General features: G+C 71.3%; 17 protein-coding genes. 7 read left to right on the top strand and 10 right to left on the bottom strand.

Translation table 11 applies throughout. The features are described from left to right. Positions 1 to 110: 110 nt before the first annotated feature. Positions 111 to 1,064: a helix-turn-helix domain-containing protein gene (locus WME89_RS28915; RefSeq protein WP_438002914.1), complete on the bottom strand. Its 954-nt coding sequence runs from the start codon at positions 1,062 to 1,064 to the stop codon at positions 111 to 113. Positions 1,065 to 1,403: 339 nt separating this feature from the next. Between WME89_RS28915 and WME89_RS28910 the strand changes: the two genes are divergently transcribed. Then, a complete protein-coding gene (locus WME89_RS28910; RefSeq protein WP_438002913.1) occupies positions 1,404 to 3,116 on the top strand; it encodes a hypothetical protein in 1,713 nt (570 codons plus the stop codon). A 446-nt stretch (positions 3,117 to 3,562) separates the two neighbouring features. Continuing rightward, a complete protein-coding gene (locus WME89_RS28905) occupies positions 3,563 to 4,453 on the top strand; it encodes a hypothetical protein (protein ID WP_438002912.1) in 891 nt (296 codons plus the stop codon). Positions 4,454 to 4,549: 96 nt separating this feature from the next. On the opposite strand, the gene WME89_RS28900 is transcribed toward WME89_RS28905, so the two are convergent. Then, on the bottom strand, positions 4,550 to 5,185 hold the full coding sequence (locus WME89_RS28900; protein WP_438002911.1) for an HD domain-containing protein: 636 nt from the start codon (positions 5,183 to 5,185) through the stop codon (positions 4,550 to 4,552). A 448-nt stretch (positions 5,186 to 5,633) separates the two neighbouring features. Here WME89_RS28900 and WME89_RS28895 point away from each other — a divergent pair, with 448 nt between their 5' ends. Continuing rightward, positions 5,634 to 6,599: an NADP-dependent oxidoreductase gene (locus WME89_RS28895; protein WP_438002910.1), complete on the top strand. Its 966-nt coding sequence runs from the start codon at positions 5,634 to 5,636 to the stop codon at positions 6,597 to 6,599. Positions 6,600 to 6,787: 188 nt separating this feature from the next. Here WME89_RS28895 and WME89_RS28890 read toward each other — a convergent pair whose 3' ends face one another. The 4 genes from WME89_RS28890 to WME89_RS28875 form a co-directional block, all read right to left on the bottom strand. Continuing rightward, entirely contained in the window at positions 6,788 to 8,626 is a 1,839-nt protein-coding gene (locus WME89_RS28890; protein WP_438002909.1) for a CotH kinase family protein, read from the bottom strand. Positions 8,627 to 8,779: 153 nt separating this feature from the next. Next, positions 8,780 to 9,643, bottom strand: a complete 864-nt coding sequence (locus WME89_RS28885; protein WP_438002908.1) for a hypothetical protein — start codon at positions 9,641 to 9,643, stop codon at positions 8,780 to 8,782. A gap of 137 nt (positions 9,644 to 9,780) precedes the next feature. Next, positions 9,781 to 10,383, bottom strand: coding sequence for a carbonic anhydrase (locus tag WME89_RS28880; protein WP_438002907.1), 603 nt, complete (start codon positions 10,381 to 10,383; stop codon positions 9,781 to 9,783). Positions 10,384 to 10,605: 222 nt separating this feature from the next. Beyond that, on the bottom strand, positions 10,606 to 12,057 hold the full coding sequence (locus WME89_RS28875) for an MATE family efflux transporter (RefSeq protein ID WP_438002906.1): 1,452 nt from the start codon (positions 12,055 to 12,057) through the stop codon (positions 10,606 to 10,608). Between the two features lie 167 nt (positions 12,058 to 12,224). Between WME89_RS28875 and WME89_RS28870 the strand changes: the two genes are divergently transcribed. Continuing rightward, positions 12,225 to 13,124 carry a hypothetical protein gene (locus WME89_RS28870; protein ID WP_438002905.1) on the top strand — a complete coding sequence of 300 codons (900 nt, stop codon included), beginning with the start codon at positions 12,225 to 12,227 and terminating at the stop codon, positions 13,122 to 13,124. 931 nt (positions 13,125 to 14,055) lie between these two features. Here the strand turns inward: WME89_RS28870 and WME89_RS28865 are convergent. The 3 genes from WME89_RS28865 to WME89_RS28855 are packed head-to-tail and all read right to left on the bottom strand — an operon-like array spanning position 14,056 to position 18,385. Next, positions 14,056 to 15,603, bottom strand: a complete 1,548-nt coding sequence (locus WME89_RS28865) for a hypothetical protein (protein WP_438002904.1) — start codon at positions 15,601 to 15,603, stop codon at positions 14,056 to 14,058. A 41-nt stretch (positions 15,604 to 15,644) separates the two neighbouring features. After that, entirely contained in the window at positions 15,645 to 17,243 is a 1,599-nt protein-coding gene (locus WME89_RS28860) for a hypothetical protein (protein ID WP_438002903.1), read from the bottom strand. A 20-nt stretch (positions 17,244 to 17,263) separates the two neighbouring features. Continuing rightward, the gene (locus WME89_RS28855) at positions 17,264 to 18,385 is read right to left on the bottom strand and encodes a hypothetical protein (protein WP_438002902.1); all 1,122 of its coding nucleotides are present in this window, start codon (positions 18,383 to 18,385) and stop codon (positions 17,264 to 17,266) included. Between the two features lie 398 nt (positions 18,386 to 18,783). Between WME89_RS28855 and WME89_RS28850 the strand changes: the two genes are divergently transcribed. From WME89_RS28850 to WME89_RS28840, 3 genes are all read left to right on the top strand, one after another. Further along, the gene (locus WME89_RS28850; RefSeq protein WP_438002901.1) at positions 18,784 to 19,818 is read left to right on the top strand and encodes an RNA polymerase sigma factor; all 1,035 of its coding nucleotides are present in this window, start codon (positions 18,784 to 18,786) and stop codon (positions 19,816 to 19,818) included. A 182-nt stretch (positions 19,819 to 20,000) separates the two neighbouring features. Continuing rightward, the gene (locus tag WME89_RS28845; protein ID WP_438002900.1) at positions 20,001 to 20,597 is read left to right on the top strand and encodes an RNA polymerase sigma factor; all 597 of its coding nucleotides are present in this window, start codon (positions 20,001 to 20,003) and stop codon (positions 20,595 to 20,597) included. A 15-nt stretch (positions 20,598 to 20,612) separates the two neighbouring features. After that, positions 20,613 to 21,029, top strand: coding sequence for a hypothetical protein (locus tag WME89_RS28840; protein ID WP_438002899.1), 417 nt, complete (start codon positions 20,613 to 20,615; stop codon positions 21,027 to 21,029). A 216-nt stretch (positions 21,030 to 21,245) separates the two neighbouring features. On the opposite strand, the gene WME89_RS28835 is transcribed toward WME89_RS28840, so the two are convergent. Continuing rightward, the gene (locus WME89_RS28835; protein WP_438002898.1) at positions 21,246 to 22,499 is read right to left on the bottom strand and encodes an MFS transporter; all 1,254 of its coding nucleotides are present in this window, start codon (positions 22,497 to 22,499) and stop codon (positions 21,246 to 21,248) included. Between the last annotated feature and the right edge of the window lie 52 nt (positions 22,500 to 22,551).

The raw sequence follows: 22,551 nt of genomic DNA, 5'->3' as shown, positions 1-22,551 counted from the left end.
TCTGGATCAACCAAGGTGTGCGCCGGGGGCTGCTCGAGCCCCGATCGCGAGGACCGGGCGCTCCCGCGCGCATCGCTCGTCGGCCGGGCCGGGGCGTCGCGCGCGCCGGATCAGCCGGACGCTCGCCCGACACGCCGCCAGTCGCGCGGCGTCATCCCGAAGGCCGCCTTGAAGGCGCGCCCGAAATGCGACACGTCGTGGAAGCCCCAGGCGAAGGCGATATCGGTGATGCCGCGCGCTCGCAGCGCCGGATCGACGAGGGCGTCGCGGCATCGCGAGAGCCGCCGCGACAGGACCCACCGCATGAACGTCTTGCCGCTCTCGGCGAACAGCCCGTGAAGGTAGCGCGTCGAGATGCCGCAGCGGGCGGCCACTGTCGCCGGGCTCAGCGACGGATCGGCGAGGTTGCGCTCCACGTACCGCTTCACTGCGTGGCGCCGGGCTTCACGCACGGACGCGCCATCGGAGCTCGCGCCGGCCTCCGGCGCGTTGCACGCGAGCGCGAGCAGCTCGATGAGGATGTCGGAGGCCGACCCCGTGACAGGCTCGGGCAGGACGTTCTGCGCGAAGGCGCGCATGTAGCTCGACACAAGCGCTCCGACCCCTTGTCGGCAACTGACGACATTGCCGACCGCCCGGTCGATATAGATCAGTCTCGGTCGCAAGAGGTCGTAGGGGACGGAGACGACGATCCGCTCGTAGTCGGTCTCGAACGACAGCTCGCCCGGACGAGTGCCGTCGAGCAGCTCGATGTCGCCCGGCTCGGCCCGGCGGACCTCGCGCCCCTGGCGCAGCGTGCATATCCCGGCGAGCTGCATCGCGACGAAGAAGCACTCGCGCGACGCGCGCGCGATCTCGGGCTCCCCGCGGAAGACCCCCTGCGCCGACGAATGAAGCCGGGTGACCGACAGCGACCCGGCCCCGCGCCCCTCGAGCATGCCGAAGAACGGACCACGCCCGCGCCGCTCGGTGCGCAGCCCCAGGAACGCCCGGCCCGCCATCTCCTGCCAGTACTCCGCGCGCTCCTTCTCCGGAACAGCATCTGTAGTGAAAGAAGCGAACATGCGCCTCAACGCTACCACGCCGACAGCCCCACGGCTGCACTCTCGGTCGAATCGTGGTGCGCCGTCGTCCGAGCCGGCCTCCCAGCCCCGTCCTAGGGTTACAGACGTGGTGACGGACGCAGCAGGCGAGCCCGGATCCCCCCGGGCGCGCCCCGCCGGCGTCCGCTCCGACCCGCTGGGTCGACCCCATGCTCCTCGGCTGGCAGCCGGAGAGCCGTGATGAGCCACCGTCCCGATCAGGAGGACTCGATGGTATCTTCTTGTTTGAATTCTCCCCCTTCGGTTCCGACCTCCCCACGCCGGGATTCCCGAGCGCCGACGAGCGCGTATCGTCCCCCGGTGCTCGCTCTCCTCGTCGTCATCGCCGGCTCGGCGCCGGCCGTGGCGTGCTCGAGCGGACCCCACGCTGACTTCGGCCCTGCCGACACGGCGCACGCGCTCGATGTCAGCGCGGAGGGGATGAGCTCTTCGGATGTGGATACGCCCGCCACGACGCCCTATGAAGAGGTGATCGTGCTCGAGGACGCCTCGATTTCGGGGTCCCGCAAGAGCGCCGCGCCGCAACCATGGCTCGCGTGTCCCCCGGGGCGGCACCCGGCCGAGTACTACTTCAGCTCCAGCGTGCCCAACTACGGGCTCGGATGGGACAACGCGGTGACGTGCCGCGACACGACGGGGCTGAGCTTCAACTCGTGCGAGCCCTGCCCGCCTCCGTACACAGCGGTCAGCGTGACCCCGCAGGCCGGTCCTCTGATGCCCTGTCACCCGCTCGCTCCAGGCACCCTCTGGAGCGGAGTCATGCCCTCGCAGTACCAGTGCCATATCGGCGCCAGCTTCGGCGCTTCGCCCTGGGAGGCGCGGCTGGGGCCGCGGGAGACGTTCTACACGACGTTGACCTGGCACGGCGGCGGGGCCACGAACGTCCGCGTGGTCGCGCGGCCGCCCGATCGACCGGAGATCGAGCTCTCTACAGATCACGACGGCTCGCTCAGATATGGCCCCATCGCCGGGGGTGAGTCCCATGGAATCCAGCTCTGGGGTGACGGGATGCTCCTCTACAACTACGGTGTCGTCGGCCGGGGCCCCACCGCGACGATCACGGCGACACCTGACCGCGTGGTCGCGCCCGCCAATACGACCAACCTGGTCTGGACGACGTCGGACGTCAGCTCTGCCCGTCTGGTGCGCCGGATCGACGGCGGCGCGCCGCAGATCATCGACACGCGCGTCGCCGGTCAGCGTGTCGAGACCATCTCGCCTGGCCATCGGTATCTCTATACCGTCGTGTATGGCACCACCGCCACGAGCCCGACCCTCAGCGAGGTCACGGTGATCGGCGAGAACCCGCCGCTCGCGCCGACGCCCCAGGGAGGGCTCTGGGACGATCTCAGCCGTCCGAACAACGGTCTCGATGTTCGCTTCCTGAGCAATGTCGATGGCGTCGTCATGACGTGGTACACCTTCGATCCGGGCGGCGCCCCGATCTGGTATCAGGCCATCCTGTCTCGCGGCCCGAGCGCCTGGACCGGCGAGCTGCAGCGCACGCGCTGGACCGGCACCGGAATCACCGCGACCGTGGTCGGCACTGCGAGCCTGGAGCTCACGTCCTCGGATCGCGGTGACCTGGTCTGGCAGCTCGACGGCAGCTCGGGGCGCGACAGCGTGGCGTGGCTTTGGGGGGCCGGCGGCTCACCAGACCTTGGCGGGCTCTGGTACGATGCCACCGAGTCCGGTTGGGGGCTCGGCCTGCTCTCGGAAGGGAGCACCCACGTCGGCTACCTCCAGGTCTACGCCGGGAGCGCGCCGACCTGGGTCTTCGGCGTCAGCAACGGCAGCGGCTCTCACCTGGATTTTCCGCTCAGCGGCGTGACCGGCGTCAATGCGTGTCCCGGGTGCTCCGGCCCGGTGTCGATCTCGACCTGGGGCGCTGGGACCATGACGATCGACGCCCCGCTGGCCTGGCAGGGGACCGCGACGGCAACCATCAACGCAACCCTCGCCGGCGGCGTCTGGCAAAGGACCAGCCGGACCATCACGCGGATCACGCCCTGAGAGCTCGCCGCGCCGGGGGGCACCGTGGCAGGGAGAAGGCGTCATGGAAACGTGGCATCCGCAAGGTCAATCGTGCTGGGTCGCGCCCGCCCGCCGCCATCCGTGGTATGAGCTTCCCATGCCTGCGCGACCCTACCGTGAGCCCGCGCCGGTCGAGCCCGACCCCGCGCCGCAGCAGCCGTCGGAGGCGGCCCGGCTCGGGAGTCTGCGTTCCGTCCACGCGCCGCCGCCGAGCGGCGGGGTGGTGCCCTGTTTGGTAACAGTCTTTGCCAGATCAAGCACGGAGGGCCCCCGGGTTTCAGGCGACTCTTCCGTGACGGGCTGGATCAACGCGCTGTTTCCGTACCTCGAGCACAGGGGGATCCCGCGAAAAGACGACTGGTGAAGCGCTCCCCCGCAGGCCAGAGCCGCGCTTCCAGCTTCTCGCGGAGCACCAGGAGGGACCCATGCTGACGAAACAAGAGATCCTCGCCGCGCTCGCTCAGCCGTGGGGAAGCTTCGAGGCTGGCAAGAGGCTCGCGCAGGACCCGGAAGGCAGCGCGGTGCTCCTCGAGATCGCTCGCGACGCCGGCAGCGCCGAGCGCGTCGCCGCGGCCGATGCCTCCCTCGCGGAGGGGCCTCGCAGTCCCTGGGTCATGCGTCGCGACGAGGAGACCGGGGGGTCGATCGCGCGGGCGATCGAGGTGCTCGCTGGCGAAGGCCTGGCGCCGCCGCCGGTGCTCTTTCGGGCCCTTGGAGATCCGCACCACTACGTCCGCTACGAGGCTGTTTGCGCGTTGCAGTGGCGGCTCCCTGTCCAGGAGGCGCAGGTGTTCCTGCGCGCGGAGGCAAGGTACGGTAGCTACAAGGCGACGAAGGCCGGACTGGAAGCGCTCACGACGGCCGAGGACCTCCGAGCGCTCATCGGTCCGATGGATCCGGACGACCTCCAGTTTGCCGTCCAGTTCTTGAGCTTCAAACATTGGAGCGCCCCCCTGCAGCAGGAGGCCTGCCGCCTCCTGCGGGAGCTCCTGCACCACCCGGACGGGCGCGTGCGCGCCTCGGCAGCGCTCACGCACCCGGACGGAGACGATCCGGCCGTGCGCGCCGCTCTCCTGGACGCCCTTCGTGTGCCCGAGCCCTGGATCCGATGGGCGGCCATCGTGCGGGTCGCGCACGACCCCGCGGCGCACCCGCTCATCCGGGCAGCCTTGCGAGATCCAGATCCTCGGCTCCGCATGGCGGCGTCAGAGTCCTTCGCGGACGTCGACGAGCCGACGACCCGCGAGATCCTCGGGGAGGACGGCGGCGATCTATCGGATCCCAGCTGTAGCCGTGGATGGAGCGACCGGACCTAGGTCGGAGTCGCCCGCGGAGGCTCGGCGCTGTCCGCCGATACCCCGTCACGCAGATCTACCCCGGATTCGAGCTAGTTCTCGACGCGCTGGGTCCGGTCACTCCTTGAACGGCGCCGCCAGGATGACGTCGTAGGCGTTGGGGGCACGGAAGCCCGGGATCAGCCGCTCGGCGATGTCGGCCGTGAAGTTGTAGAAGGCGGTCTCCGGCTTGCTGGCGAGCATGTCGGCGATCGCCTGCGGAAATGCGCGCTTGAAATCGAGGCGCGGGTACGCCTGGAGCACCTCATCCACCTCGTCCGCAGAGAGCTCCTTCAAGTCCATGCCAGTGACGTCCATGCTCGTTCCGACGTGGAGCAGCGCCACCTCGGGCCGCTTGTATTGCGGGACCCCCCTCACGGTGTGCAGCGCGATGGCGTCCCACACGACGCCGATCGCCTCCTCGGGCACGCCGCGCTGCTTCAGGAACTCGCGCGCCGCGTTGGCGCCTTCGACCTCGTACCGCTCCGGGCCCCGGAACCTCTCGGCCAGGCCGAGGTCATGGAGCGCCGCCCCGAGGTAGAACAGCTCGAGATCGAGCTCGAGCCCGCGCCGCTTCGCGAGCAGCGCGCCGAAGATGTACGTGCGCATGACGTGGTTGAAGAGGAAGGGCGCCGACATCTCCCGCGCGAGCTCGGTCGCTTCCGCGGCCAGGTGGCTGTCAGGGATGCGGATGCCAGCGATCTCGTTCTTCACGGTCCTCTCTCCTTCGTGTGGCGCCGAGCCCGGAGGGGATCTTCAGCCTGGGGACGGGCACAGGGCCTGGGCCGGCGGGCTGATGTTCTTCAGGCCGGCGAGGTTCTCCCCGTCGCCGGGTCAGGATCGGCCAGTTGGCTCCGCGGCATTCGGTCGCCCTTCTTGCCGAACAACCTGCGGGCGACCAGGCGTGAACGCCATCAGAAGGATCCGCCTGCTTCGGTCGACTGCACACCCGATGTGCTGTTCACCAGGTCCGCCTGTGCCTTGCCGGGAGGAACAGGAATACAGAGGTGAGGGAAGTAGAACGATTCGAGGGCATCGAGGGCGAATCGCCAAGCTCACCTGGGATGGCAGACGCTGCCTTACCTGCCTCCCTCCTCGTTCATGGCTGCCCTCGCCATGTCTTCCGCCGGCGCCCTCCCTCGACGCTTCCAGGGTCCACACCATGTTCGCGACGATGCTTCCCGGCTCCACCGACGCCGCCCGAGTCCACCGGTTCGGCGGCCCCGAGGTCATCACGATCGACAAGGTGCCGGTCCCGCTGCCCGGCCCGGGCGAGGTGCTGGTCCGGGTCGCGGCGGCCGGGGTCGGGCCGTGGGACGGCTGGATCCGTGCCGGCAAGAGCGTGCTGCCCCAGCCGCTGCCGCTGACGCTCGGCTCGGACCTCGCTGGTGCCGTGGTCGCGGTCGGCCCCGAGGTGACTGACCTCGCGCCGGGCGCAGGGGTCTTCGGCGTCACCAACAAGCGCTTCACCGGCGCACACGCCGCCTATGCCGTGGCGCAGGCGGGCATGGTGACGCGCGAGCCTCTCCGGCTCGACGACGTGCAGGCCGCCTCCGTGCCGGTCGTCGCCGTCACGGCGTGGCAGGCGCTGTTCGAGCAGGCCCAGCTCGAAGCCGGACAGACCGTGCTGGTGCACGGCGCGGCCGGCGGCGTCGGCGCGTACGCGGTGCAGCTCGCGCGCCGGGCCCGCGCCCGTGTCATCGCGACGGCCTCGGCCAAGGATCGCGACTTTGTCCGAGGTCTCGGTGCGGACATCGTCGTGGACTACCGGAGCGAGCGCTTCGAGGACGCCGCGAAGGACATCGATGTGGTGATCGACCTCGTCGGCGGCGACGCGCAGGCGCGGTCCTTCGCCGTGCTCAGGCCGCGTGGCACCCTGGTCTCGGCGGTGTCGAACCCTGACCAGGAGGAGGCCGCCCGTCGCGGCGTGCGGGCCAGCTTCTTTCTCGTCGACGTCACGACGGCCCGCCTCGACCGCATCGCCGCCCTGCTCGACGCGGGCGAGCTCTCGACCGACATCGGCGCCGTGCTGCCGCTCGCCGGGGTCCGCGGCGCGCATGAGATGCTCGACGGCACCCGCCCCCGCCCGCGTGGCAAGATCGTCCTGACAATGGCGCCTGCTCGCTGAGATCCGGAAACAGCGGGCCTCCGGGCGCGACCGGCGAGGTCAGCGTCCCGAAGAAGCTAACCTGCGGGAGCTCGTCCAGAGGAGCGTCGCGCTCCTGCCCGGCAGTGTCACGCAGAGGGGTCAGGCGGAGGAGGGGGGCCGTCGAGCAGGGGAGTCATTCGCTGGCGCGAGCGCGCCCGACGGACCAATCAGAAGAAACCGCCTCCGAGGATGGTCGCCTCGAACGAGCCAGTCACCGGCGCTCCGGGCTCCGTCGAGGCCTTGTCGAAGTGGATCTTGCCGTCGGCGAACATGCCCGTGATCACGGGCTCGGACTCCGTGACATCGATCGCGAACGCGATGACCGATTGCCAGTCGTACGGGCCCTCGCCGCCGTCGACGAAGACCTCGGGGTCGACATAGAACACGAGGGCGCGCACCGTCCCGTCGGGGAAGCTCCCGAGGATCGAAAGCTGGGCGCGCCCGTTCATGGCGAACTCGAGCCCAGGCTGGCCGGCGTCCTGGCCGGCCGCGGCGCCCATGGCCTCGGCCGATTGCGGGTTGTCCGCGGGGATCGCGACGTCGAACGTCCCCGTCCCCGCGGCGAAGGGGTCCATCTCGGCGAGCGACCCCCACGTCGTCGAGAACGTGCCCGCCATCGTCCCCACCGTCGTCATGCACGCCGTGGCGGGGGTGGGGGACATCCACGCGGGAGGCGTGGGCGCGATCTCGGCGGTGATCGTGGCGCGGCGCCCGCTCACGAAGCCCCGTATCGCGTCGGTCGCCGCCCTCACGGCCTCCGCGTTCTCGCGGACATACGGCGAAAGGAGCTTCTCCATCCGTTCGATCTCGAGGAGCAGCGCGTCCTCCTTCCAGGCCGTCTCGAGGAGGTCCCTCATTGCCTCGGCATAGGCAGCGCGGAGCTCCGGCGTCTGGTAGAGCCGGCTCGCGACGGCCCCCCTCGCCGAGACCGACTGCGGCCGCCCTGGCGCGCCGAGCGGGTCGACCGCGTCGAACGACATATCCGGGCCCCACGGCAAGAAAAACATCTTTCCGGACTCCGGGTCGAAATACACGAAGTGGTTGTTCGTGTTGCCCGCGTAGCCGTCCCACGCGGCGACCAGCGCCTCGGTGGCCCAGTACCTCCGGAAGGTCTCTATATCGAGGACGGCGCCGAGCGTCGCGTCGAGCTCGGCGTCGCTGGCCAGGAGCGCGGCCGCGACGGCGTCGAGCTCACTTCGGTCGGGGTCGTCGTCGTTGGTCTTCTTTTCGTACGTGGCGGTCCAGCCGTCGCGGAAGTCGCTGATCTGGCCCTCGTAGAGGTCACCGCTCGCATCCGTGAAATGGCGCTCGAGGAGGCGCTTCCCGACCGGCTCCACATGCGCGTAGATGCCGAGGTCCTCCCCGTTGACGGTCACGTGGGCGAAGTTACAGCGCGAGGCGGGCAGGCCTGCGTCGCGGAAGACCTTGAATGCGAGGCACGTCTTTATCAGCGAGGGATCCTGGCGGGCGTTGTTGAGGGTCAGCCCTTCGAGGCCGGCGTGCTCGCGCCCGTCCACGTATTCGTCGAAGCTCACCTTGAGCGACGGCTTCGACATGCTGGCGGATCCGAGGAAGCCCTTCTTGCGAACGGCGGACATCTCGAGCGTGGTGCCGTCGACGGTGACGCTCGCGGGGAACTGGCTGTAGGGGCTCTCCTTGGGGCCGTCCATGCAGCCCTCGCCGAACAGATCCGAGACGTCGCGGGACTGGCGGCGGAGCGTGTCCCAGTCCTCGGGCGCCATGGTGATTCCCACCTCGATCACGTGGTCGGGATCGAACATGGCGTCGCTCGGGTCGGGATCGGGTACAGCGGGGCCGCCGCCGTCTCCGGAGGGGCCGCCGCCGTCTCCGGGGGGGCCGCCGCTGGAGGAGGAGGTGCTGGAGGTCCCGCTCGGCGTCTCCGGCGGGTCGGAGCCGCACGCGGACGCGCCGAGGGTCAGCGCGAACGCCATCGCCGAGAGCATGCTGCCTGCGCGAACGAGCGTGGTTGTGTGTTGTCGTACCATGGGACCAGTGTCTAGCACGGGCCTCCCCCCCTCGTACCGAAGCTCTCGCCAAAAGCGGCATCACCTGAACGCCTGCGAGAGATCCTCGTCGCCGAGCGCGGCGAGCAGGTGAGCGCCGACGGGCTCAATTCCTGGCGGCGGGGCCCTGCAGGGTCATCCTGCGTGCTCCTCGCGGTCCGCTTCGTCGAGCGCCTCCAGCGCTTCAGCGAGCGCGGCGTCGTCGCGGGCGTCCGCGACCTCCTTCAAGCGGGCGCGCAACAGCGGATTCGCTGTCGCTTCGGCTGCGATACGCAGCTTGCTGGTGGCCGTCGCATCGCCCGACGCCGCGAGGACGATCGCGGCGGCGGCGCGAGCCCACGGCCTTGACCGCACGTCGTCGAGGAGACGCGACATCTGGCCAGCATCCGGGCCGGTCGTGCGGTACCCGCCTGCGGCACCCAGACCGAGGCCGCGCAGCGCACGGAGCCAGTCGAGGCCGGTCCGCTCGCCGCACGCGACCGCGTCGCTCCCTACCTCCACGTCGCTCTCCACTTCCGGGTCGAGCTCTCCGGCCGCCCATGCGGCGCGCGCCTCATCGATCGCGTCCCTCAATCCATCCGGGAAATGATTCGCGAGCTGGAGCCGATCACCGTCGACCAGCTCGAGGGACATACTCAGCTCGAGAGTGGGCATATCGTCGCCGTAACCAGGCTCGCGCCACGATTCGTAACGAACGGAGCCGATCTCCGAGTAGGGCACGAACTGTCCACGAACGAGGATGCCATCGGATCCGACGACGATTCCCACCCTGGAGGCGGTGAACAACCTGGCCGCCAGCGGCGCTCCACCGCACCCGAAGCCAAAGAGCGCGAGCCCGAGGAGCAACCCATGCAGGATGTTGCCTGGCAGGGCCATCGAAGCAACCGAGGCCATCCCGAGCCATACGATCGCGCGCACCCCGATGATGCGGCGCGCGAGCAGATCGGCAGGGAACCCACCGAACTCGCGTCGATGTCGACGTTGCCCGTCCGCGCTCATGGATTGGCCGTCGTCGAGCGTAGAAGGCGATCGGCCCGCCGCGTCAAGAACCCTGAAGGCGCCTGCGGGGAGATTTGCGACGGATGCTCGCGGAGGTGCCCGGCGTCCCTGCGGACGGCCCGAGCCACGCCGCGGCCTTACCGGAGCTGAACCTGGCGCACGAACTGCGATTCCTCGGAGGCGTAGGCCCAGAGCGACGTGTCGCGCTCGTCGTAGAGCCAGGCGTGCACGCGCGGCCCGCCGCCCCCCGACAGGAGCGGGTAGGTGAGCAGGTGATCGAGCTGCGTGAGCACGTTCTCCTGCGCCATGACCTCGCGGAGCGCGTCGCCGCCGAGGCGGCCGTAGTTGCGGCGCACGAGCTCGATCGTCGCCCGCGCCGCGGGCACCTGCGACAGGAGATGGAAGGCCTGCTGGGCGCGCGCCTCGTCGAGGAGCACCTCCAGCGCCGTGCACCGGACGTGGCCGCAGATCACGACGTCGTGCGTCTCCCGCATCGAGAGCGAGAGCTGGAGCGCCGCGTTCTCGCCGGTCGTCGCCTCGCTCCAGGGCGCCACGAGGTGCGCCGGCGACCGCATCTGCGCGCAGGCGATGCCTCGCGCCGAGAGCCCCATCCGCTCGAGGGGCAGCGCGGCGTCGAAGCACGAGATCAGCAGCGTGCGCTGCGGATCCAGCGCGGCGCCGGCGCGCCGCCGCCGGGTCGAGGCCGGGCCTTGCGCTGAGGTGCTGTGCGAACGCTGCATCGGTCGTCCTCCCCGGACCGGGAGCGGTCCTCGGGGAGGAGTCGGAACGAGCGCGCTTCCGGTTCCCGGTCGCCCGCGCATCTTCGGGCGACGCCCCGGTCCCCGCGGCGGCGTCCGGGGGGGCGGCGAGGCAAGCCGCCGGCTGGCGAGGCAGCCGCCGGCTGGCGAGGCAAGCGGCCGGCCGCCGGCGTTCGCCGCGGTCCGTCGCCGGCGCGCGGCGGCTCAGGCCTCGCCGACCTCGTTCGCGAAGGTCCTGGCGGGGTCGGCCTCTCTTGTCGGGTCGGCCGGAGCTGCCCCGGGGCCGGCCGGAGCGGCCTTGTGGACGAGGGCCCGCTTCCAGCGCCCCGAGAAGTAGTACGCCATGCTGACGACCAGCGACACGAGGAAGCTCACCGCGATCGCGTACCAGACGCCCTGCACGCTGTTCATCTCGCGGGCGAGCCAGTAAGCGAGCGGGGCCCGGATCACCCAGAGGCTCAGCAGGGAGATCGCGGTCGTGACGATCGTCGCGCCGGCGCCGTTGATGATGCCGTTGCTCACGAAGGAGAGGCCGAAGAAGACATAACACGCGCCCACGACGTGCAGGTACGAGACGCCGAGCCCGATGACGACCGGATCGCTGATGAACACCCGGAGGAGCGCCTCGGGGAACAGGAGGGTCGCCGCCGAGATCATGAGCGTCATCCCGCCGCTGAGCACGCAGCCCCACATGAAGATCTCGCGCACGCGGCCGTGGTGCCCGGCGCCCAGGTTCTGCCCGGCGAGCGTGGATATCGCCATGCCCAGGGTGAGCGCGGGGATGACGGCGATCTGGTCGATGCGCGAGGCCGCGCCGAACGCCGCGGTCGCGACCTCCCCGAACCCGTTCACGAGCCCGGTCACCACCACCATGCCCAGCGAGACGACCGATTGCTGAACGGCCGCTGGCACGCCGATACGGCAGGTCTTGCGGATCGTCGGGCCGAGCTGGCTGAAGCGCGGCCACCTCGGCGCGATCGGAGATTTGCGGACGTGGAGGTACACGTGGAGCGCGACGAGCAGGAGGACCTGAGAGACGAGCGTGGCCCAGGCCGTCCCGTTCAGGCCGAGCTTCGGCAGCCCCAGCCGACCGAAGATGAGCAGCGGATCGAGCGCCGTCGTGAGCAGCACGGAGCCGAGCTGAAAATAGAGCGGCGTCTTCGAGTCTCCCGTCCCCTGCAGCATGCTCCGGAGCGCGAACAGGCCGAAGCTGAACGGCAGCGAGAGCAGGAAGATCCGGAGGTAGCCCACCGAGGGCTCGAGGACGTCGGCCGGCGTGTCCATCGCCCGGAGGATCTGCGGCGTGAAGATCTCGCCGAGCGCGGTCAGCACGATGCCGATGCCGTAGATCAGCACGGTGGAGCCGTCGACGACGCGCCGCAGCTCGTCGAACCGTCTGGCGCCGAAGCTCTGCGAGACGAGGATGTTCGTCGCCAGGGTCATCCCCATCCCGACGCCGAAGATCGTGAAGATCACAGGGAAGCTCACCGTGACGGCCGCCAGGGCCCCGGTGCCCAGGAACTGACCCACCCAGATGGCGTTGATGAAGCTGTAGGCCGTGTGCAGGAAGCTCCCGAGCAGCATCGGGAGCGAGAACGTGACGAGGTGTCTGGGGATGCTGCCGGTCGTCAGATCGGTTCCGAACTTCGGTTTCATCAGGCTCCTTGCTCACGAGCAGGCCGAGCGAAGCGTCGTGGGGGGTCGGGTCGGGCGGGGTAACGTAGCGAACGCGCGGCGACAATCCACTCCCCTGGCGCGCGGCTTGCAGTCGGCCGCGGCCGTCGAGCGCGGTTCTATCAACACGCGCCGGCGAGGAGAACGACATGGCGAAAGCAAAGTCGGCGAGCGCCCCGAAGAATCCGGGAGCGCAGGCGGCGACCTCCGAGGTGTCCGAGGCGTCCTTGCCGCTGGTGCTCACCGCGGCCGAGCAGGATCTCCTGGGTCGCGCCCTCAGGTTCCTGGTCAACGTCCAGGCCGCGCCGTTCGGCGCGCGCGCGCGTCGCGAGGGCTACACGCCCGACGAGCACCGCGAGGGGTGGCGGCTGCTCAAGCTCGCCTCGGGCGAGCAGCGCCCGCTGGAGCACCTGTTCGTCGAGGCGTCGGCCGGCGGGAACGTCGAGGGCGCCGAGCGGATGCGGGTGCTCCAGGAGGTCGATACCTTCGAGAACACGTGGTTCCCGCGCACCCGCGCGATCATCCGTCGCGTCGTGCCGCGCGAGCGCCGCGACGCCTTCGAGGCCGCCTTCTTCAAGAACCTGGAGCAGCAGCCGCTCGGGCCGGCGGTGGTCATGTCGGTCGCGACGTTCCTTCGCCGCGTCGAGGGGCTCGCGAGGAACAGCGACGGCGACGCGAAGAAGGTCCACAAGACGCTCGCGACGCGCGGGCTGAGCGAGGCGCGGGTGCAGCAGGTGCGCGAGCTGCTCGGCAAGCTGGAGGCGGGCGCCGGCGCGCCGGCGCAGCCGCCGCGGGTGTCGGCGGCCGAGCTGGCGAGGGCCCGGAAGGAGCAGCGGGAGGCCATCGAGGGCCTGCGCGACTGGTTCAACGACTGGGCGACGACGCTCCGGCAGGTCTTCCCGGTCAAGGCGCAGATCCAGCTCGGCCTCACGACCGTGAAGCGCACCGCGGCCGCCCCCGGCGAGGTGGTCGAGGAGGACGCGTCGCTCGACGAGGCCGACGAGGACGCCGAGGGAGAGGTCGCCGACGCGGAGCCGCTGCTCGGCTGAGGCGATCGGGGGGGCCGCGCAGCCGGGGACGCGCGGGGGGGGGGGACGCGCGGGGGGGACGCGCGGGGGACGCGGGGGCAGCGGGAAAGCGGTCCGGGGAGCGGGGCAGGGGGTCCGGGGACCGGGCGAGGGGGGTCTCGAGAGCCGCGGAGGGGGTCCGGGGACCGGGCGAGGGGGGTCTCGAGAGCCGCGGAGGGGGTCCGGGGAGCGGGCGAGGGGGGTCTCGAGAGCCGCGGAGGGGGTCCGGAGATCGGCCGAGGGGGTCTCGAGATGTGCGCGGACCGCGCCGCGCCCTCTCGAGACCGGCTCCGGCGGTCTCCGGACCCCATCTCGCCGATCTCCAGACCGGTTCCGGCGCTCTCCAGCCCTCACGCTGGCGTTCTCGAGACCGGTTCCGGCGCTCTCCAGCCCCGCATCGAAGGTGATCGCTGCCGCGGGCTCGAGCGATCGCCTCTCGCTCGGGTGCTCCAGCGCCCCTCCGCTCCTCCCGAGACCGCCGGCGAGCCTGCCGGGTGCCCGCCGATGTAGCCCAGGACACCACGCCGCCAGCGTGGATCCGTGCCCAGGCGCACAGGCGGAGGGGGAGCGACGAGATCCGTCGGGGCGCTTGCGTGCCGAGGGGTTCCGCAACCGCTTGCTTCTTTGCGCAACGGTTTGCGTTACCAAACAACTCGTCACGCCACTGGGGCTCGGGCGAGACGTCCCGCACGGCGCTGGAGCGGGTCCGTGGTGCGGGAAAGATTCACATCAATGGCACCATCACACCCGGGGTCGCCACCAACAACGACGCGCTCGACAACAGGATGACACCCGCTCTCGTCGTGAGCGTGATGTGGCTCTGCGCAGACACCCCCGATGGACGCGCCACGAGCCCTGTTCGCGACAGCCTTCAAGGACATCAGCCTTCCTGCGGCGTCTGCCCTTCAGCGGCTCATGGCGAAAATCGAACCATCTCGCTGGCGAAGCCGTTCTCTCCCTCCAACGTGCTGTCGGCCCCAGACGTGTAACCCCCCTCGCCCGGTGCGCCGATCTGGAACGTCACGTTTTCCAGCGTGAGCAGCTCTTCGTTGACGTACGCGATGCCTACCGACGGTCCGCCCGCGCCGGCGCCACCGTTACCGCCGTGTCCTCCGCGGCCGCCAAGACCCCCGTCACAGGCGCGGAGCGCGCTGCCCTGCCCCCGTGCTTCCGCTGCCTCCCCAGGCCGGCCGCCATGGCCACCTTCCTGTCCTCTCTGTCCGTAGCCGCCGTCGCCGCCGTTGTGCGTCTGGATATGCACGTCCCGCAACGTCACCCTGGCGTCGAACGCGATGATTCCGATGCTCCCGCCACCATACCCGCCGCCCCTACCGCCCTTGGCGCCGAAGCCGCCGCCACCTCCGGAGCCTCCGGACCTGCCGCCGTTCGGCGGCACGCTGCACGCGAGCGTGCCGCCGCGCGCGCCGCCGCCGCCGCCCCCACCGGCCCCCGGCGTGCCGTCCCCTCCGTCGGTGCCCGCCTCGCCCACCCAGCCCGTCGCCGTGAACGTTCCAGCGCGCCGTCCTCCTCGACCGTGCGCGCCATCCACCCCTCTGGCCCCGAACTGGCCGGCCTCGCAAGGCCCCTGGCTCGTTGCCCCCGCGCCGCCGAGGCCAGCGCCGGACGGGTTCGGGCTCGGGAGCGGCGCACCGCTGCTTCCATCGTCGCCGCGGTCCGCGCGCCCGTCGCCGCCCTTGCCGCCGACCGACATCGAGCCATCGTCGTAGATCGTGCTGACGGCGGCGCCTCCAGGCACGATGTCGGCCGAGCACGCATCGCCTCCCGGGCTCCCGTCCGTGCCGTCGCGCGCCCGGTCCGGCTGGTCCGGCATGTTCCTGTCGGCATCGAAGCCGCGATGTGCCGCGCCAATCGTCTCGATGTGGCCCCGGACCAGCTCGAGCGCCGCGTTTGGGTGGACGACGATGCCGACCGTGGAGGCGCCGTCACGCGTCGCGTTGACGATCCAGAGCAACAGGTCGGTGATCGTCGAGACGCCATCGTCGAGGCCCTGGCGCTCGCCATCGTCCGGCACGACGCTGATGGAGACAGGCCCGCCCTTGTCGGGGGTGAGGAGGAAGGCGGGGGTCCCCTCGTCGTAGTTCCAGCCGTTCCTGCAATCGAACCCGCCCACCAGATCGATCCCGGACGGCAGCACCACGTCCTCTCCGAAAGACCAGCCTCCGCAGGCGAAGACGCGACGCCGTCCTGTGCGCGCCAGCTCGATCGCGTGTCCCAACGTGAGCGCCGGATCCGCCATGGTTCCGGATCCGCCGATGAACTCACCACTCCGCGGCGCTCTGGCGAACACGCCACACCCCTCCAGCGCGCGGTGCTCGGTGATCGCCTCCAGGCACGCCGGCTCCGACGGCGCCGCCTCGCCGGGCACGCTCGGCTCGCTCGCACAGCCCGCGGCGGCGAGCGTCCCTAGCAACGCGAACGCCATCCTCTTCACATGCTTCATCGGCCCTCTTCGCGGGGTGACCTTCCACCCCGCTGCGCCGCTCAGCGAGGCGGCGTGGAGTTGATACCGTTTATGGACCAGAACTGCTCGGTGAGCCCGGCCTGTCCAGCGGCTCGCGCGTCGCCAGGGTCGCCTCCGGGTCCACCGGCGCCCGCACCTCTCAGCGTGAACTCGACGTCGGCCAGGATGGTCACGTCGCTGTCGTCACGGGCGATGCCGACCGAGGAGCCACCGAGCCCGCCGCCGCCGTGGCCCCCGTCGCCTCCCTTTCCTCCATGTCCGCCATCGCACGCATACCTGATCTCTCCGCCGGCGGTCATCCCGGCCTCTCCGCCGTAGCCTCCCGGATAGCCACGACCGCCCTGCTGGCCCCGTCCCCCCGCACCCCCGTTGCCACCGCGCCCTGCGTGAAGCGTGGTGTGGTCGAACTCGACCTTCGCCCCGACGACGACGGTGGCGATGCTGGAGCCGCCGGTCCCGCCGCCCTTGCCAGCCCGCCCACCGCAGCCGCCCCCGCCGCCCGAGCCGCCGGACGCGCCGCCCTGGGGCTCCCCCCTCCCGCAGACGCCGCGCCCGCGCGTGCCGCCACCCCCACCGCCGCCCTGGGCCGTACCTCCCGGCGTGCCGTCCAGGCCGGGCGCGGCGTGCAGGCCGCTGGAGCTGAGGTGCACACTGCTCTGGAGTGCACCGTTCCCCGACGTGCCGCCCGCACCATCGCGTCCCGGCACGCCGGGCTCACAGGCGCCGGTGGCGCGCTCGCCGCGCCCACCTCGGCCCTCGGAGCTCGCCTCCAGCGGCGGTGGCGCAGGCACACCGGTCTCGCCGGCGCCACCGGCGTCCCGCTCGCCGACGCCTCCGCTCCCGCCGGCCGACGTGATGCCATCGGCGCACTCGGTCACCGCGATCGCGCCGCCCTGCACGAGCTCGTCCGAGCAGATTGCAGCGCCGTGGTTCGCCGGCGCTCCGTTCTGCGCCCGCTCCAGCGGCGCGTCCTCGCCCGGCTCCCCGTCCGCGCCGTTGCCCGCGATGAGCTCGCTCCACGTCACGACGGCATCTCCGCCGTCCGTCACGCGCATCGCGATCGACGGGGCGCCGGCCTCGATCGCGTCCGCCGCGACGAGCCGCACGGCGGAGATGTTCGACGTGCCGATCCCCTGGGTGGCCTCGACCTTGAGCGGCACGCGGCCCGGCTCCGGCGCGATCTCGGTGACGCTGTAGCTGCCGGGCCAGCCCCACTCGTCCGTGGTGCAGTCCCGGCCGCCCCAGAGGTCGATCCCCGACGGCAGCGTCACCGCCTCGTCGAAGGCCTCCGCGCACGCGAACACGCGCCGCTTGCCCTCGTTCCGTGCCTTCTCGACGGCGCGGCGCAAGGTCCTGACGGGCTCCTTCCTCGTGCCCTCGTCGGCGTCGTCTCCGCGGTGCGCCACGAACACCCCGCACGCGTCCTGCGGCAAGACCACCGCGTCCGCCTCGTCGCACGAAGCGGACGGGGGGGCAGGAGGCGGCGCGCACATCAGGTCGCCCTCGCAGTGGTACGCGTAGCACCCCGTGAGGCCCGCGGCGCTCGCGACGCCGAGCGCGAGGCCGGCGAGACAGCGCAGCGCGCCTCGACCTGAACGAGCCTTCCAGGGCTTCTCCATCCCGCTCTCCATCCCGCGCCTCACCATACGCCCTGCAGGAGGACCCCGGCCTGCCTCTCCGCCGCCAGCGGCACGACGCGCACGCCTTCGCGGCTCGGCTGACCGGCGGTTCTGGACAGGTCGTTCCAGAATGACACCGCGGTCGCCACCGCGAACACCCCGCTCGCCGCCACGCTCACCAGCCCGAGCGTGGAGAACAGATCGCGCTCCTTGCGCAGCGCGCGCAGCTCGGCGCAGGCCGGCACGTCGCCCGATTCCTGGCAGGTCCACGTCTGCCACCCCTGAGCGCGGAGGCCGGCGCCGCGCTCGCGGTAGTCGTCATGGCGCACGGCGGCCCGCACGAGGAACACCGTGCCGAGCGCGCCCGTGGCCGCAGCGAGCGCCACGCCGCCGATGCGCAGCTCCGTCGCAGGCAGGCGCGACCGCGCCACGGGATCCCCCGGGCGCGCGACGGCAGCCCCCGGCTGCACCCCAGGAGCCCCCGGCCGCGCCGGCGTCGCCACCCCTGGCCCGCGCGCGGCGCTATCCGGCTCGCGCAGCAGCTTGAGCGCGAGCGTGTGCTCCTTGCCGGCCCCCGCGTCGAACGAGCTCTCCGCCTCGGCGTGCCCGATCAGCCGGGCCCGCACCGTGTGGTGCCCCGGCTCCAGGAACACCTCGTACGTGGGCGCGCGGCGCTCCAGCGCCTCTCCGTCCACGAGGACCTCGGCGTCCGGCGGATTGACAGCCAGGTAGAGCGTCGCCACCCGCTTCTCGGCCTTCTGCAACCCCTCTTCCACCCGCCGCTGCAGCGACGAGCTCAACGCGCCACGCTGCGCGAGGCTCTGCGCCAGGTGGCCTGCCGCCTCCCGGTCCTTCCGCAGCGCGAGCTCGCACAGCCCGAGCTCACCGACGATCTCGGCCCGCTCCGCGTCGCTCGCCCCCGCCGCCTCCGCCGCCTTCATCGCGGCCTCGTAGGCCGCCTCTGCCTCGGACCATTTCCCGACGCCGCGCGCCCGCCGGGCGCGGCGCATCGACTCCGCCACCGCGGAGGCGTCACGTGGCTGCGACGCTGACAACGGCTCGCCCGCGCTCGCCGCGCCCTCGAGCCCGAAGACCGCCCCGACAAGAAAGCAGGGCAGGAGCCACGAGATGACGTAGCGCACCCGCCAGCATTACTCGTCGGGCCAGTCGCGCGTCAACCAGCAGTCCTCGCCCGTACAGCCGGACGCCCTCATGTTGGCAGCGATCAGAAATCATCGTCGGGTCGGCCGAGGTTGTGAGAACTTGAAGCGTCGATGACGGAAAGCACCTGTCCGGCGCTGCCAGGTCGATCGCTTCCGAGGTCGAGGTCCCACACCCGTGGGACCCAAAGGCGGAGCGAGCGCGACCGGTGCCGCACCCCCGCGGAGCGTAGCTCCGGGGCCGCGCAGGCCTGGCGGCCATCGCGCTGGGTCTTCGCCGGAACGAGCCAGCTCATCGCGTTTGCTCGCGTACCCTGTCGCACCTTCTTTGGCAGGCCCGGTCGATTTCGAAACCGTCGGACCGGGCCCGGATCGTCTGCGTGATCGTGGATCGAGCCATCCCGATCAGCCTGCCACCTGACCGCGTGAAGCGTCTCGTGGCCTATGCCGGGGTGCCCACCCGGGACCTCGATGATGTCGTCCAGGAAGCGATGCTACGGCTGTGGGAGAAGCGCGAGCTGGCGCTGTCGGCGAGGAACGTGATCGCGTGGGCAGAGAGCGTCGTCCTGAACACGGCCCGCGATCATCAGCGGAGGGCGCGGAGGCGAGACGCGGCGCTCACCAGCCTCGAGGAGGCCGGCCTCGTCGACAGGCACCTGAGCCCCGAGGCGCGCGTCATCGCACGGCAAAAGGTGGAGCTGGCCTGGATGCTCATCGGGCAGATCGACGAGAGGTTCCGCGCGACGTTCATCGCGTGCGAGGTCCTCGAGCGATCGGTCGAGGAGGTCGCCTGCGAGCACCAGATCCCGCTCGAGACAGCGAGGACTCGCCTCCGCCTGGCTCGGGAGGAGTTCGAAGAGGCGGTAGCCCGGTGGGAAGCGGGGCAGCGATGGCGTGGCTGGGACGCGCTGCGGGCCGTGCTGTTCCCGCCGTGGCTCTTCGAGCGGCGCTCCTGCCGTTCCGACGCCGGCGTGGGGCCCTGGGCCAGAGGCATCCTCGCTGCGTCGGCAACGGCGCTCGGCGTGCTGGCCACGGGCCACGTCGGGCATGCAGAGCCCATCGGCCGTGCGATGGCCGGGCTGTCGGCCGCACCAGCGGCGGATGCGCCGGACAGCGCTCGCGTCGCAAGGGCAGATGAAGATGGGGCGGCGCACGCGGTGGACGCGCGCGCGGCCGTCGACGGCACGGCAGCGAGCGCGGGGCCGGCTCCCAGGGCGCCGGCCCGGCATGCGAGACACCACGCGACGGGCAGCGGTCGTGAACGGGAGCTCGTGGGCCGCGCAAGGACAGCCATCGCCTCGGGAGATGTGGCGTCCCTCGTCGAGGCGCGGCGCCTGCTGGAGGAGCATGGGCGCAGCTTCCCACACGGCCGCATGGCCGCGGAGCGCGACGCGCTGCTCGGGCAGATCCGGTGAGCAGAGCGCCTTGAGCCGTCGCTGAGCTCGAAGCGGTGGCGTGACGAGGGACGCGCCGGACCGCGGTCATCGTGGTCGTGGCGACAGGACATCGTGCCGCCTCGAACCGGCGCATCGCGCGCTGCCGGCTCGCCCGCGGACGGGGCGGCGCCGCGCGCGAAGAGACACCTTGGAGGCAAGCAATGGATCTGCCGGCGTCGCCGCCGAGAGGCCATGGCCGAGACCATGCCTGGAATACCATCTTTCAAGAAGCGACGATCCGGCTCGTCCACGGATGGCTCAGGAAGCTGCGCGTTCCCGAGCGCGATCGGTCCGATCTGGCCCAGTCCGTGTTCCTGGCGGCTGTCGAGAGCTTCCCCAGCTACGACCCGTCGCGGGGCTCGCCCGGCCGGTGGCTGAACGGTATCACCATGCATGTGGCGGGACATCACGCCGACAAGGCCTCTCATCGCCGTGAGGTGCTCACGGATCCCGGAGAGCTGCGGGCGGCCGACGACAGCCCGAGCGCAACGGAGCTTCTTCTCGCAGAGGAGAGACGAAGCTTGCTGAGCAACCTCGTCCTGGAGCTGCCGATCGAGCTGCGCTCGCTGCTGATCCAGCACGACCTTCACGGCGTCCCTATGAGCGAGGTCGCCGCGCTGTGGTCTCTCCCGGTCTCGACGGCGTACAAGCGCCGCAGCCTCGCCATCGCCCGCGCGCAAGCGGTCCTCGTCAAGCACCTCGCGGCGGAGAGGAACGGCCCGCCGGCGCCAGTTGCACGCGAATGTGGCACGGAGTAGCCTGAAGAAATGGCCGTGCAAGCAGTGACCGTGAACCTGCCGGAACCGTTGTACGAGCGGCTGGCTCGACGTGCGAGCAAGATGCACCGGACCGTCGAGGCTGAGCTCGTCGAGGCGGCGGCGATGTTGGTTCCGGAAGAACCCGATGAGCTGCCGGCCGACATGGCGGAAGCCATCGCCGCGCTGCACCTCCTGGATGACGAGGCGCTTTGGCGAGCAGCCAGGTCCTGCCTCGCCCCCCAGAAGGCCGCCGACCTGGAAGACCTCCACATCAAGCGCCAGGGAGAAGGACTCTCCTCATCAGAGGCCGAAGCACTTGAGACGCTCATGAGGGAGTACACGCGGACCATGCTGGTTCGCTCCCGCGCCACAGCGCTGCTCAAGCAGCGCGGGCATGACGTCTCGGGGCTGCGTCAGCAGCATGAGCGGTAGTCGCATCCCCAAGCTGTTACGGGAGCAGATCCGCGCCGTCAGAGATGGGTGGATCATTTCTCGTGGAGCTCGGAGGGGGCTCATATCATCGGCAAGACCCCGACTGGCAGAGCCACGGTCTCGGCACTTCGCTTGAACCGCGCCGAGCTCGTGGAGGCCCGGCGTGGCTGGGTGATCGCCGGCTGGCATCCACCCGAGGACTGAGCCAGCGCGACCTCAGGCCGCCCGCAGCCTCCAGAGGGCGGGGCGCAGCAGCAGGAGCGGCGCGGCGAGGCCGCCGAGCACGCCGACCCACACCGCCGCCTCCACGCCGATGCGGCCGGCGAGCCAGCCCGCCGCCAGCGCGCCCGCCGGCAGCAGCGCGCCCGTGAGCACGTGGAGTGTGGCGTTGACCCGGCCAAGCACGTTCAAGGGCAGCATGGATTGACGGGCGCTCACCGCGTGGATGATGAACGCCATCATGAACCCGTCGCCGACGAGCTGGTGGACGACGAGGGCCGGGACGGCGAGCTGCCCGAGCTGCGCGGCCAGCGGGATGAGCACGGTGCCGGCCTGCGCCGCGGCGAGGCTCAGGATCATGGCCGGCCCCGCGCCGAGGCGGCGGCCGAGCCAGCCGGCGATCAAGCTGCCGCCGAGCGCGCCCACGCCGCCCATGCTGATGATCAGCCCGACGGCGGCGGGCGAGAGCCGCAGGTGCTCCAGGAGGTAAAGCATGTACAGCGTGAGGAAGACCCCGCCGCTGAAGAAGGCCTGGACGCCGAGCGCCAGGAACGTCGCCCCGACCACGGGATGGCCGAGGCCGTGGCGCAGCCCCACCCGCAGATCCTCGAGCAGCGAGGGGCCCGCCGCGCCCGGGTCGGCGTCGGGGGGCGCCGGCGCCTCCGCCGAACGGATGCGCCCGAGGAGCGCCGCCGACCAGAGATAGGAAAGCGCGTCCGCCACCATCGTCACCGGCGCGGTGAGCAGCTGGATCAGGATGCCCGCCGCCCCGGGGCCGGCGATCTCCGCCGCGGCCTCGGTCCCCTCCAGCCTGGCGTTCGCCGCGACCAGGTGGTCCTGCCCGACGAGCGCCGGCAGGTAGGCGTTGTCGGCGATCTGGAACAGCGACGTGGCCATGCCGACCAGCGCGGCCACCGCACAGAGCTGGACCATGCCGAGCCCGCCCGCCCAGGCCGCGATCGGGACCGAGAGGATCAGCGCCGCGCGCACGAGATCCGCGCCGATGAGGAGCGGCCGCTTGCGCGAGCGATCGACGAGCCCGCCCGCGAAGAGCCCCACGAGGACGCCCGGCGCGGTGGACAGGGCCGAGAGGACCGAGAGGGCCGCCGCGTCGGCCCCGAGGCTCAGGATGGCGATCACGGGCAGCGCCGTCCGGCTGACGCGGCTGCCCAGGGCGCTCACCGCCTGCGCCGCCCACAGGCGCAGGAAATCGGGGTTGCGAGAGAGGCCTTCGCGGGGAGGGGAAGACATGGGAGGGCGAGCAGAGCAGAAAGGAAGGGGGGAGGGGAGCGGAGTCTACCGC

It is taken from the genome of Sorangium sp. So ce321, assembly GCF_051530195.1.
In the GTDB taxonomy this organism is placed as follows: Bacteria; Myxococcota_A; Polyangia; order Polyangiales; family Polyangiaceae; genus Sorangium.
Note: the sequence above shows the minus strand (reverse complement) of the source record. Positions and strands in the feature narration are given on the sequence as shown.